Source organism: Candidatus Desulfosporosinus nitrosoreducens, assembly GCF_030954495.1.
Taxonomy (GTDB): domain Bacteria; phylum Bacillota; class Desulfitobacteriia; order Desulfitobacteriales; family Desulfitobacteriaceae; genus Desulfosporosinus; species Desulfosporosinus nitrosoreducens.
Genome location: NZ_JAVHUW010000054.1, coordinates 1 through 12404, shown reverse-complemented (window position 1 = coordinate 12404; position 12404 = coordinate 1). Strand labels below are relative to the sequence as shown.

The following is a 12404-nucleotide window of genomic DNA, read 5'->3' as shown; positions in this document are numbered from 1 at the left end:
TCCACCTTACGATTCACTCAGCACGTCTGTAATTCTTTCCTCAACGTCTTCTTCCTCAACCTTACCGGCCAATTTTCCCTGGTATTCACCATCTTTAAAGAAAAGAATTTGAGGAACGCCCTTTAAGGAAAATTTCTGGTATAAGGCTTTTTCTTCCTCCACATCGACATGATAAAAACTAAATTTGCCCGCAAATTGTGGCTGTAAATCTTCTAAAATTGGCAGAACACCCTGACAAACATGACAGCTTTCTCTGGAGAAAATAACTAGGCAGGGTTCTCCGTTATTGTAAATCACTTCTTCAAAGCGGCTTGAATCCAAGGGTTGCAATGACATTTTTAAACACCTCTCTAAATAACTTTTCTGCCCGCCGGGCATTGTCTGTTCGAATAAAAAAGGCTCCCTGCGCAGCAACAGATTTATTTTATTATTCTCTGTTTCTTTAGGGAGCAAAGTCCAATTTTAGTGAAAACTAAACATCGGATTCTTAAAGCTTGGCTGAAAACTGGGTATCGTAGCGCTTGTTGTCTATATTTAAATAAAGATGATAGTCGCCGGCTAGTCCTTGTCGGCTAACATAGAATTGGAAATCATTGTCGTTTTGCTCTTCAAAAGAAACACAGGCTGCGGTCACATCATGAACTGCTGTTGGGATCGCATAGAATTTCACTTCGTTTTGACCTTTTAATTCCAGAAAAACCTCGGAACCTTCCTTAAATGTTGCCCGCAGAGCCAATCTATCTTCTTCAAGTATTAAGGACAAGTTGTGTTTGGCAGAAACTTCTTCTGCAGCGTCTTTAAATTTAACCTTGTATCCCAGCTCCGGGGTTATGCCAAACCCGCCCAGAAATTCCCCTTTGCCAAGAGCAAAATTAGTTGTTTCATCATATAAAGTTAATCTCCGTGCCCGATAATAATTACCGCCTTGAACTTTCAGTTCGTATTTAACTTCATCATTTTGCACCTCAACCGTGATAGATTCCAGGGTTAAATGGATGTACTCGTTTTTATACTTATTCAAAAGCATAGCCCCTAAGCCATCCGTATGCTTTCCCCTGTAAGTGGCAATACCGCCGGAGTGGATCATATAATGCCCCTCGCTGTAATAGTCGACATTACAAATATAGGGGGAATAAAATTCTGCTCCTCTTTCTTTCCCGTATTGCCAAATTTGTTCGATTTCCATTTTGTCGGTGTCAATTCTGTAAATAACTCCTCTGGAGAAGTTGTCCTCAGGTGAAACTCTGGTTGCCGCGTTTTTCGAGCGATAAGTGCCATTGTCAAATACGAATACATCTCCATTGGGCAGTATTCGTGCGGCGTGTTGTTCGTACTGCCAGTCAAAATCACCTTTAGTGACGTTTTTAAAGAAATATTTTTGCCACTCTTCTCCCCAACCTTCCGGGTCGCCGAGAATCCAGTTTAATTTGGAAGTATCATAATCAAAGTTAATGACTGCATCTTTGTGCCTGCCGGACATGGTTATAGAATTAGTAGCTTTGTCATACCAAACAGCGTTATTATGGAACCAATCATGGTGGTTCCAATCTCCCGCGTTGCCTTTCTCCCTGGGCAGTATTTCCAGGAGATCCCATGATTTAACGATTTCCCCGCTTTTTCTATCGACTTCAACAACATAGTCCTCAACCGATTCTTCAAAATCATGGTCAGAAGCGGCCAAAATGTTGCCATTTTCCAACTCTATAGCATCATGGTGAAACCCGCCCGGCAAACGGTATTCTTTATAAATCTTACCGCAAAAGTCCATCTCCATAACCCCAGCGGTATAATAGGGTTTTTGCACTGTCCTGTAAGAAGTGTAGAGGAGCCTGCCGTTAGCAAGTTTTTTAATATCCCAGCTTTGCTTATTGGTGATAACCCATCTTAAATCACCTGCATAATCAAAGCCTACGGTTTTGGCCGAATCAACAAGGGGTGTCGTTGTCGAGATGACCATAAGGTCTTTGCCAAAATACTCTGGCGTCGTACGGCAATAGAGAGCCTTATTGACATCCAGTTCTTCAATTTTGATCGTTACTTGTGACGTTTTCCCATTGCCGAGGGTTATAACCACAGTGTTTTCATAATCATCGTACAGCCCATAGACCGGCAATACATGTTCTCGGGCAGCGGCAAAGGTGTGCGTAAGATCCCCTTCCACCGCTTTACCTTTTACAGTTATCTGTGCAGAGGTTTCTTCATCTGTGTTAAAGCAAATGACAGCGGCAAGAGGATTAATCAAATAGGGATTTACAACAACAAGCGGGGTTTCCGAGGTGTAATTTCCTGATCTAAGTTCGGCTAAAAACTTTTCTTCGGACTCAGATTGAAGGGTAATCAAATGTTTTTCTGTTTCTAAATAATTACTCAAAGGGATTCACTCCTTATCCAATATCAAGCTGTCTATCCTTGTTCTTTTAAGTACATTATACCTTTCTCTAAATCCAAACATAAAACACAACTTCCTTGTTTTTCATCACAACCTTTTGTTGTGAATTAAGAAAGCTCACCCTAAAAGGATCTGTTGCACAGGGACCCTTTTGGGGTATACTAACCAAAACAATACCTTAGATGTGAAAGTTGGATTTTATTTACCTTATATCTCACTGCATAAGGTCGGATTTTATATTTAATTTTTAGCTTAGGAAGTGAAATAAAGATGCGTATCAGCGACTTAAAGCTTTTAATAGAATTGTCTCATTCAAAGTCAATTACCCTGACGGCTGAAAATATGCACATTTCCCAACAAGGTCTGAGCCAAATGATTACGCGTTTAGAGCAAGAGCTTAATGTAATATTATTTCGTCGCAGCCGTCACGGCATAACACTAACGGAAGCCGGACAAAAGACCGTCCTGACAGCCAAAGAGATTGTTGCAAAGTATGATGGCTTAAGGGCTGAGTTAGAACTGCTTTCCCGACAAAAAAATTCCCCGGTTGAGGGAGATTTGACCCTTTTTCACTCCCATAATTCGGGTACAACTGTTTTGCCCAAAGCCTTAAAACTATTTAAAGCAAGATATCCCAATGTTAACTTGACTCTCAAAGAAAGTTCGCCTATAGAAACTATCGCCCGAATTAAAGATGATCCCGCGGTGGTAGGGCTGATAAACTTTCCGGCGGCCTATTACCTGGACCCTGAAAAACGGATATTGTATTCTTGTCCCGATTTAGCTTATAAAGAACTCTTACGCGATGATTTAATTGTCTGTGTTCCTAAAATTTGGTCATTGAGTAAAGAGCAGATTAATTCGGCCCAAGAATTAGTAAAACGATCCATGGTCTGCTTTGACACGGAACAATACGCTGAAATCATATCTCTGATTTTTCAGGAAATCAATCAGTCGCCAAAGGTATTTTTAAAAACTCTTAATAATGAGTTATTCCGCCAAACAATCATTGACGGGCTGGCGATGGGGCTTGTTTCTACCCTGGAGCTGAGTGATTGCCGATCCCTGAAAGAATGCACACTCCAGTCAGAATTACGCTTAAAGCTCGTTTTTACCTGGGTAAGCTCCGCAAATTATTCAATGTCAATTCCAGCGCAAAAGTTTTTGGAATGCCTGGAACTATCCGTAAATACCTCCAACGAGTAACTACTTTTTGTTGTGGGAAAAGACAATAAGGTTCTGTTATATGGTGCTATTAGGATTATGTATAATACGATTGAGAGAACAAGTACAAGCAAAAAGAAAGGAGCTTAACAAAACTACTTAAATCAAAATAATAAGCAAAGAGCAAAGGGAGTTTGGTACATTCACTGATGAAATAATTCACAAAAATCTTAGGGGAGGGATAGGTTATGTCAGTAGAGGTACGTGAGAAAGATCACCATTCTATAAACCTTCCAGGTGCTTCAGCCAAAAACGCTAAGATCAGCAATAATTACTTTGACGGTTTAGATGTTACCTCAATCCATAAGTTATTATTTTTCATTATTATGTTAGCCTATTTCTTTGAGCAAATGGATAATTGGAATTTCGGCTTTATTGCTCCCGCCTTAATGAAAAGCTGGGGGATTAATATGGCAGCGATTGGGAAAATCAATTTCGCCTATTTTGTGGCCATGACCCTCGGTGGATTGACGGGCGGCGTAATTTCAGACTTTATTGGCCGCAGAAAGACATTCTTAGGTGCGATTCTTCTCTTCTCTTTCGGTTCCATCGCTAACGGATTTGCTCAAAATGTTGAAATTTTTACGATAACCCGAGCTATAACCGGTTTTGGTGTTTTCTGTATGATGGTCACTTCTCAAGTCTATATTGCGGAGATGGCCCCCGCGGCCACTCGTGGCAAGTGGCAAAGCTTAACTGCTTCAATTGGCTTTATGGCGGCTCCTTTAGTGGGATTATTGTGCCGCGTCGTTATTCCCCTGAGCCCTGAAGCCTGGCGCTATATTTTCTTCTTGGGCGGAGTCGGACTTATCGGCTTCATCATGGGTATCAAATATTTAAAAGAATCGCCGCGTTGGTTAGTTACTAAAGGCAAAAAAGAATCAGCCGAAAAAGTCATTGAACAATTAACGAATGTAAAGGTCGATTTAACTGAAGCTGCTTCTATAGTTGAGCCCCGGGTTAAAACAGTGGACGTTTTGGCGGGTATATTGTCACCGAAGTATCTTAAAAGAACCTTAGTCATCCTCTTCTTTGTTCTCCTGACGGTTCCTGCCGGTTTTGTTATTACAAACTGGACACCGACTTTGTTAAACCAAAGAGGTTTAAGCGTTAATGATGCTTTAACAGCTTCCTCTCTCCTTATGTTTGGCGTCCCGGCCGGCTGCTATTTATCCTCCCTGATCGCTGACAAGGGCGGCCGGAAGATTCCGATGGCAGTGATGGCTATTTCTGTGGCGGTATTAGCCGTGATCTTTGGACAAATAAAAGGCTTTGCTCCGATTGTAATTTGTGGCTTCCTTTTGATCGCTGTCAATATGGCTATGAACTTCATAACCTTTAGTTACATTGCTGAGAATTATCCGACAAAAATGCGGAATACCTCTACCGGAATTCATAATTCGGCAGGGCGTTTGGCAACTTCTGTTCTTCAATTATATATTCCCATCGTTTTTGCTCAATATAAATTTACCGGTGTTTACAATATGGTGGCGATTTTGGTTTGCATCCCTGTAATCGTTTTATTACTATGGGGGCTAAAAACAGGCGGCAAATCTCTGGAGGAAATTTCCTGAAAATCAGCCTAATGAGAGCATATTATTTTAGTACTTGTGGCTCTAGTAATTTAGGGGGTAGAAAAACCGCTGAAACATTAAGTTCTGGCGGTTTTTCTTTTTTAATTGGTCTGTCGCTATTTGTGATTTCTAAAAATAAACGTTTTCCGCCAAGAGTTACTTTGGGGGAAAATATTACTCTTCTCTGAAGAACCTTCCTAATCGTTCATATTCAGGTCTATCCAGGATATCGAGTCCATTCTTGGTAGCAAGCAATATTTGGTTACGACATTTTTCAAGCCGCAGAAGCATAGGTTGTACTATTAAATTGCTATGATTTACAAAGTCAAATAGGTCAGCTTCAGAGACGGGTAGTTTATACCCTTTGTCACTGCTGGCAATTAACAGACCCTCATCCCTTAACTTGCCCACTATGCGCGATCGAAGATAATAAGGAGTTAGTGATCTGCCACGCAGCTTACTCAGGTTTTTTATGATCTCCATGGTTGAAACATATTTATTGGGTTCGATACGAAGATTTAATAAAAGAAATCTTAGAAAATTGGCCTGATCCCGTACGAACGGTGCCATAGAGCCTTCATTAGATGATATATACTGTAAGGCCAAAGCAACCGATTGCCTGGCTATAATATCATTGAAGATTCCCTGAGTTTTGATATCTGCCATAAAATCCTGAAATTGATTTGGCCATTCTCTCAGGCCGATTATCTTGTTGCTAATTAGCCCCCAGAAATCTTCATAGCTTGAGGACGACGTTTTTTCCTTTGCAGATAATGTCTTTTCCTCAAAGTGTTTCGCAAGTGTAGCACCTATAAAATCGGCAACTTGAATTAATAGTTCATCTTTACTGTCTACAAACCCAAATTCAGCTTGTGAAAATAAATTTGGAATATGCTTTTTATTAACGTAGGCAACAAATCCCTCCATAAATTCCTTGCTCTCATGCTGACGCGCAACCAACTTTAAGTTAGAAAAGGTTGTGTATAGTTCATCGTGAACGCGTCCGTTCAAATATTTATGAAATGATCGTTTATAGCCTAATCCTCCCTCCAAATTTAATTTCTTCTTATCGACGACCATACTGAAGATATGAAAATCAACACTCGCTAAACTCTTAAGAATTAAAAGCCTTTGCTCGTCATCCTCTGAAACCTTAATTGAGCTTATTTCTCCGGTTGGAAAATACTTTTGGCGGATTGACTCTACCTGACCTCTTACGCCTTCTAGTTTATTTCCATCTACAATAATTGCAGTGACTATAAAATGTGTAGATACTCCTTCCTTTGTAAAGTCAAAATCGTAATTACCATATTCACTCACAAAGGCATATTGATCCTGCATTTCCCTCACCCCTAAAAAGGCTTTTTACATGGCGATATATTGGCAACCAACCTATCTACACCTTATCATTCCACAAATTTCCTTGATCTCCTGCAATTTGTTTTTCGCTAAACCCTGAAAACCGGAGTTCAATGCTCCGGTGTTGACAATTCTTCATCTTATTTTCTTAATCCTCTTCCCTAGCTAACAGGTACACTGGGCAGGAAAAAGGTAACTCACAGGTCAGATGTACCGAATATTTGATTAAGGTGATGCTCCATATGCCTTAGATAATCTTGAATTAGTCCTAGTAAAGTAAAGGATTTATTATCGCCAACACTACATTGATAAGAAAGTTTTTCTTCCGGAAGCTTTGAAATAACTCTGATAATTTGTCTGTTTAAAGCCAGCCAAAAGTCAACGATATCAACAGTTGATATCGTCTGGTAGTCCTGAATTAAGACCCAGTTGTTTTGATCATAGGAAGTGCTGACAAAGGGTTGCACCTCAAATTGAATTCTAATAAACCTATGGTGATTATTTGTAGCAGAATCACATAAATGCCCCAATATTTCTTTCTTCGACCACTTATTCGACAACTTTACAGAGAATTCTTCTTCCGAAAACTCATTTACCTTTAATGGAAGTATCTCGATTAAATAATTTAGCCGTTCTATAATTTTATCCATTTTAACACTCCCTCGCCCAATGTTCTAAAAACGACGCCCCCGGCAGAATAGCTTGGTTTGTTGCCGGTAAATATCTGTGATGCGCTAAGCCTATTCACAGGTACCCAAGGAATAGCGAAGTAACCTTTCCGCAAGCGTCCCTGTGTGTAGTTCAAAAAGATGATTATCAAAATCATAAAAGTACAACGAACGGCCTTCACCCTCAATCCTTGGTCGAGGAGACTTAAAATCTACTCCCAAGGCCCGTATTTTTGTCTCATAAATGTCAAATTCCTCGTCATTGATCTTAAAGGCAACGTGATTATAGGAACGATCAGATAATGATTCCCCTTCCATTACTGCAATCCACAGATCATTAATGAGAAAAAACTTTTCTTTAGATAATGAAAAAGTCTTTTCTTCACTAGAATATATTTCTTTGGCATCAAAGATTGATCGAAAAAAAACAGATGCAATTTCAATATCCTTGACGATAAACGTCAAATGGCTTATGCCTTGAATCAATTTAACCTCCCCAATCAGCCTTGCAGGGTGGATTTTCTTTAAATGGTTCATCCTATTGGTGACAAGCCTTAACAACCTTCTCAGAATGTCGTCCCACTAATGAGTCCGAATAATATATTTTTTCGATTTGCAAAAGGGACTTGAGAGTTCCGCTAAAGGTAGTTCTATAAAACAAATTTCCATTGATATATGAATAATCAGTAATTAATTTACCAGCACAGCCTTCAAGTTGTAATCTTAAAGCCTAGAAATTGCTTAAAGCATAGTCCGCCGCGGCATCCGCATGCAAAAGCGCCGTGTCATATACAGGTAAAACACTGTCCTCCTGCTTAATTAGAAGACCAATTTCCGTGCACCCCAAAATAACTCCCTGTGCGCCTCGTTTCTGAAGCTCAAGAATAATGCTCTTGAAACAATCGCGAGATGACGCTTCAATTTTGCCTAAAATCAGCTCTTTGTTTATAATCTCATGGATTTTTTCAATGTGATTCTTTGCGGGAATCAGGACATTGATACCGCGAGCTTCGAGCACCTTTTTATAGAAATCTTTCTCCAGAGTAAAGCGCGTACCCAATAAGGCCACCATTTTTATGTTATCTTGAATAAGCCGATCTGCCGTAACGTCCGCTATATGTAAAAAAGGAAGGTCAACGGCCGCCTTAATTCTTGGCGCTACAATATGCATTGTATTTGTAGCTAATATTATGAAATCAGCCCCAGCCGCTTTCAGGAATAAGGCTGCTTCCGCTAAAATGTCACCGGCGCGATCCCAGTCTCCATTTTTATGAACATCCTTTATATCCTGATATTGAACATTATACAAAATACATTTTGCACTATAGTAGCCACCCAATTTTTGGTTGATGTAACGGTTTATCTCAAGATAATACGTAGCAGTAGATTCCCAACTCATTCCACCAATTAAACCAATAGTTTTCATTTTTGTATTCCCCATTTTTTCCCGCTGTTCGCACCCCTAGTAAATGAATGTAAACTAGTTAAAACCATCACAGCGATACATTTTTAACCATTCATAAGCCTCAACCAACCAATGGTGAGGATAAAGAATCATATTGTGGTTTAGCACGAATTCAATATACGCCAAGGAAGCATGGTATAACGATTTATCTATTTCACTTTGAATAATTTGCAAATAAGGTGGCGCCCCATCCTGATCCCAGGATAACTTATCAGCCACAAACAGCGCCATATCATATTGAGAAGGATTTGATTTTAAAGTTGAATGATATGCTATTGCCGATAATATTCTTTCATCATTAATTTTAAACATATCCATTGCAAGCAGAGCAGAAAATCTTTGGTGCAATAAAAACGGATACTTTTCTTCTGCTACATCCAGAGGCATATTATAATCTCTGGCGTATTGCAGCATATGGTTCTCGTTGATAATACCGGCTATATCGTGACAATACGCCGCTTGTATACACACTTCTTTATTCAAATGAAATTTTTCGGCTATCTCACTATTGGTAGTGGCTACACGCTGAACATGCCTGTATATTGCTTGCTTATGGTTGCTGGTAAACAAATTTTCGATATTAGTCTTAAAATCGTTAGTTAATTCCGGTATGACAACAGATTCAAACGCCTCTAATATCACAGAATCACCTCTTCACCTTTGTGCAGAGAATCACTCGCTATTTCCCTGTTACTCCCTCGTTTGGTGAACTAATCGCCCTATAATATTTGCCATTCGGGGCTTCAAACATAATGCTGTTTTCAGGATTAGTTTTTCGAAATTCAAAGATAGAATACAAGCCGGATTCCCTCCCGTGGTACGAGACCTCTCCAAGTTTATTACCTGCATCAGACGCGTTTGTTTGGGACATAATCGTATACAGTTTATTATTCCAGCCAAGGACAGTTCCCGTTCTAATATTCGATTGGAAGTAACTTACTTCACTACTGGTAAGAATGAATAAAACTATTACTAATCCGATGAATTTTTTCATTCTAACCGCCTTCCAGAATCAGCGACAAATAATTTACCGTTGGAGACGTTCCTGAACTCACATCTCACGTAAATTTTTCTCTAATTTCAGTACCGAATAAGTATTTTCGCTATGCTCCCTATCGCCTATTATTCCCATTATCTTATCAAAGCCCAGTTGACTCCAAAACCTTAGCGCGGGCCAATTCTTTAAATGTACGCCGACCCTTGCTGCATAAAATCCAATTCTTGAAGCTTCAAAAACAACATTATTTACGAATTCCTGAGCATAACCCTTGTGTTGATGATCCGGATGAATAAATAACCAACCAATGAAAAATACTTCTTTCTCCGGATAACCATGATACAATTCAGAAAAACCGATCAACTTCCTGTTTTCTTTAATATAAATGGACTTGGCCTGATATAATTCATTTTTTCCGCCTGGCGGCAAGCAGCCTTCAGTAAGGCACTTGTAGATATAATCGGGTTCAGTTTTCATGCCAACCCAAGCGGCAATATAATCTGAGACTTCGTTAAGTTGCTGAAGGGCCGTACACTCTTCCATCGTAGAATCACGAACTATTAATCTGTCTGTTTCAACCAGCGAGGGAATCAAAATTGATTCTTTCACCTGCAACTCCCCCTATTTTTTATTACTTCGGGGATCTTAACTATTTCCCACCGACAATTCGCTACCAAACAACTATTACACTCTATCGTTCTTCTCCCTCTATGGTACTCAACATTCAACAAGTTTCCTGGATATTCCTTCTAATTTTCCTTGAAAACTCTAACGAATAATCAACAGCCCGATACCTCCTAAACGCCCCAAAACTTTTAGGCTTATAAAAAAGGCTGTCCGGTAAAAAGGTCACAGCTATTTGTAGATATTTATAAGACTTCTCAAAAATGTTGCCCCAATAAAGGATTTAATCGAATTTTGAAGAAGTATGTATAGGAAATAAACGTCATGAAAGGAGAGCTAGATATGGGGAATGTCAAACTTACCAAACTTGGTGTTATTAGGATTAGAAGCAGTATACTTTTAAAGCTCATTCTCGTCATTGTCATATCACAAATTATTGGTCCAATAATTTCCGGATATATTATCAAATTACTTAACATGAGCGGACTTGAAAACACTGCCTATGCAGTATTAGTTTCTACGGTTGTGAATTTGATCATTGTTACATTCCTGATCTTGTCATTAGCAATAAAGATGATAATCAAGCCCTTTAAAGATGCCTTGAATGTAACTCTTTTGGTTTCTCAGGGAAACTTATCACAGACAATTACGGTAAAAAGCACAGATGAGGTTGGTCAGTTATCGCAGGCCATAAATGTGATGATTGAAAATTTAAGAAGCATGATTACGCATGTAAAAACAGTCTCTGAAGAATTAACCAACAAGAATGCTGAAGCAGCAATCCTGGCCAAAGAAATTAAAGAACAGTCCGGGCAAGTTGCTTCAACTATGCAAGAAATAGCAACTGGTTCAGAAGAACAAGCAAATTCATCCAGCGAAGTCGCCAATTCTATTGTTAATCTTGACAGCTTGATTGAGCAGGCAAGTATAAGCAGTAAAGATCTTGAAGAATCTTCAACAATAGTTTTGAATGTCACGCAAAATGGTTCAGAGCAAATGGACAAGTCCATTGCTCAAATACAAATTATTAATGAAATTGTTAGCGATTCCGTAGGCAAGGTAAATGAACTTGAAAAAAATACGCATGAAATTTCTAAACTTGTTGATGTCATTAAATCTATAGCTGATCAAACCAACCTATTAGCTCTGAACGCCGCTATTGAATCCGCAAGAGCAGGTGAAACCGGCAGGGGCTTTGCTGTGGTTGCCGAAGAGGTTCGCAAACTCGCTGAACAAACAGGCAATTCTATAATGGATATAACCGATATCGTTGGCAATCTTCAAAATGAAAGTAAACTTGTAAGTAATACTTTGGAAGGTGCCTATAAGCAGGTTGAAAAAGGAACAAATCTTATCTCAGATACTAATGAAGCTTTTAAATTAATAGCTTCTGAAATTAATAAGATGGCTACCCATATTGAGAAGGTAAACTCTAATTTGATAAATATTAAAACAAATAATGGACAAATTAATTCCTCCATTCAACAAGTTGCTTCAATTGCTGAGGAAACATCCGCAAGTATTGAAGAAACTGCTAATTCCACCGAAAAACAAAATACAGCCATTGAAAGTATTAGCGTAAGTATAGAATCTCTAGTGGCAATGGCTCAAAACCTGGCAGAAGCAGTAGCTAAATTTAAACTATTGCAAGAAAATTCGTAGGGTTTCACCCTTTTGACAGTGTCACAGAAAAGAAACACCCTTTCCGGGTTCACTTTCAACACTTATGCTGCCGTTATGAATCTTGGTATTCCCATCATCATCTGCTATCGGTATTTTATTCAAAGTAACTCCGTTTCATATTGATTTATAATATTTGCTTATAAACCGTCAATATAAACGGAGTTTAATTAGGGCTTGCTAACCAAACCCTTTAATCAAGCAAAAAACCAAAATCTGTCACTATAAAATACCTCTTCAAAAATTGCACAAAAAGAACTCAGAGCTTATGCTCCAAGTTCATGACAAACAATTGCATGCTAATCATACACGCGGCCGTTTCTTTTAATTTCGCATCAATACGATCAACGCCAGATTTCCTTTTACCTGCGCCAAACTTTCCTTCCACTGCATTGCGCATCTTGTCATCCATTCTTTCAATGGC

The 12404-nt window shown here is 39.1% G+C and carries 13 protein-coding genes; 3 read left to right on the top strand and 10 right to left on the bottom strand.

The features are described 5' to 3' along the window. Nucleotides 1-6: 6 nt before the first annotated feature. Together REC12_RS13190 and REC12_RS13185 are read right to left on the bottom strand one after the other, a co-directional pair. Complete coding sequence (locus REC12_RS13190) at nt 7-336, bottom strand: thioredoxin family protein (RefSeq protein ID WP_308895162.1); 330 nt, start codon at nt 334-336, stop codon at nt 7-9. A 151-nt stretch (nt 337-487) separates the two neighbouring features. Beyond that, the gene (locus tag REC12_RS13185) at nt 488-2371 is read right to left on the bottom strand and encodes an aryl-sulfate sulfotransferase (protein WP_308895160.1); all 1884 of its coding nucleotides are present in this window, start codon (nt 2369-2371) and stop codon (nt 488-490) included. A gap of 288 nt (nt 2372-2659) precedes the next feature. On the opposite strand from REC12_RS13185, the gene REC12_RS13180 reads away from it, so the two are divergent. Together REC12_RS13180 and REC12_RS13175 are read left to right on the top strand one after the other, a co-directional pair. After that, nucleotides 2660-3595, top strand: a complete 936-nt coding sequence (locus REC12_RS13180) for a LysR family transcriptional regulator (protein ID WP_308895159.1) — start codon at nt 2660-2662, stop codon at nt 3593-3595. Nucleotides 3596-3801: 206 nt separating this feature from the next. Continuing rightward, nucleotides 3802-5187 (top strand): MFS transporter, encoded by a 1386-nt coding sequence (locus tag REC12_RS13175; RefSeq protein ID WP_308895157.1) that lies wholly within the window; start codon nt 3802-3804, stop codon nt 5185-5187. 174 nt (nt 5188-5361) lie between these two features. Here the strand turns inward: REC12_RS13175 and REC12_RS13170 are convergent, their stop codons facing one another. The 7 genes from REC12_RS13170 to REC12_RS13140 all read right to left on the bottom strand — a co-directional run bounded on the left by REC12_RS13170 (nt 5362) and on the right by REC12_RS13140 (nt 10285). Beyond that, on the bottom strand, nt 5362-6528 hold the full coding sequence (locus REC12_RS13170; protein ID WP_308895155.1) for a DUF3800 domain-containing protein: 1167 nt from the start codon (nt 6526-6528) through the stop codon (nt 5362-5364). Nucleotides 6529-6743: 215 nt separating this feature from the next. Beyond that, nucleotides 6744-7196 carry a DinB family protein gene (locus tag REC12_RS13165; RefSeq protein WP_308895153.1) on the bottom strand — a complete coding sequence of 151 codons (453 nt, stop codon included), beginning with the start codon at nt 7194-7196 and terminating at the stop codon, nt 6744-6746. Between the two features lie 90 nt (nt 7197-7286). After that, the gene (fosX, locus tag REC12_RS13160) at nt 7287-7700 is read right to left on the bottom strand and encodes a FosX/FosE/FosI family fosfomycin resistance hydrolase (protein WP_308895151.1); all 414 of its coding nucleotides are present in this window, start codon (nt 7698-7700) and stop codon (nt 7287-7289) included. A gap of 244 nt (nt 7701-7944) precedes the next feature. Further along, the gene (locus tag REC12_RS13155) at nt 7945-8640 is read right to left on the bottom strand and encodes an aspartate/glutamate racemase family protein (protein ID WP_308895149.1); all 696 of its coding nucleotides are present in this window, start codon (nt 8638-8640) and stop codon (nt 7945-7947) included. A gap of 54 nt (nt 8641-8694) precedes the next feature. Further along, nucleotides 8695-9321: a bis(5'-nucleosyl)-tetraphosphatase (symmetrical) YqeK gene (gene yqeK / locus REC12_RS13150; RefSeq protein WP_308895147.1), complete on the bottom strand. Its 627-nt coding sequence runs from the start codon at nt 9319-9321 to the stop codon at nt 8695-8697. A 37-nt stretch (nt 9322-9358) separates the two neighbouring features. After that, the gene (locus REC12_RS13145) at nt 9359-9673 is read right to left on the bottom strand and encodes a hypothetical protein (protein ID WP_308895145.1); all 315 of its coding nucleotides are present in this window, start codon (nt 9671-9673) and stop codon (nt 9359-9361) included. A gap of 57 nt (nt 9674-9730) precedes the next feature. Next, entirely contained in the window at nt 9731-10285 is a 555-nt protein-coding gene (locus REC12_RS13140) for a GNAT family N-acetyltransferase (RefSeq protein WP_308895143.1), read from the bottom strand. A gap of 357 nt (nt 10286-10642) precedes the next feature. Between REC12_RS13140 and REC12_RS13135 the strand changes: the two genes are divergently transcribed. Continuing rightward, complete coding sequence (locus REC12_RS13135; RefSeq protein WP_308895141.1) at nt 10643-11962, top strand: methyl-accepting chemotaxis protein; 1320 nt, start codon at nt 10643-10645, stop codon at nt 11960-11962. A 277-nt stretch (nt 11963-12239) separates the two neighbouring features. Here REC12_RS13135 and REC12_RS13130 read toward each other — a convergent pair. Beyond that, the coding region (locus REC12_RS13130) for a transposase (RefSeq protein ID WP_374214208.1) at nt 12240-12404 on the bottom strand (165 nt) is incomplete at its 5' end.

What these genes read in the sequence shown, in the direction of transcription:
- REC12_RS13190 (WP_308895162.1), bottom strand. Translation starts at nt 336, where the DNA reads ATGTCATTGCAACCCTTGGATTCAAGCCGCTTTGAAGAAGTGATTTAC.
- REC12_RS13180 (WP_308895159.1), top strand. Translation starts at nt 2,660, where the DNA reads ATGCGTATCAGCGACTTAAAGCTTTTAATAGAATTGTCTCATTCAAAG.
- REC12_RS13175 (WP_308895157.1), top strand. Translation starts at nt 3,802, where the DNA reads ATGTCAGTAGAGGTACGTGAGAAAGATCACCATTCTATAAACCTTCCA.
- REC12_RS13170 (WP_308895155.1), bottom strand. Translation starts at nt 6,528, where the DNA reads ATGCAGGATCAATATGCCTTTGTGAGTGAATATGGTAATTACGATTTT.
- REC12_RS13165 (WP_308895153.1), bottom strand. Translation starts at nt 7,196, where the DNA reads ATGGATAAAATTATAGAACGGCTAAATTATTTAATCGAGATACTTCCA.
- REC12_RS13155 (WP_308895149.1), bottom strand. Translation starts at nt 8,640, where the DNA reads ATGAAAACTATTGGTTTAATTGGTGGAATGAGTTGGGAATCTACTGCT.
- REC12_RS13145 (WP_308895145.1), bottom strand. Translation starts at nt 9,673, where the DNA reads ATGAAAAAATTCATCGGATTAGTAATAGTTTTATTCATTCTTACCAGT.
- REC12_RS13135 (WP_308895141.1), top strand. Translation starts at nt 10,643, where the DNA reads ATGGGGAATGTCAAACTTACCAAACTTGGTGTTATTAGGATTAGAAGC.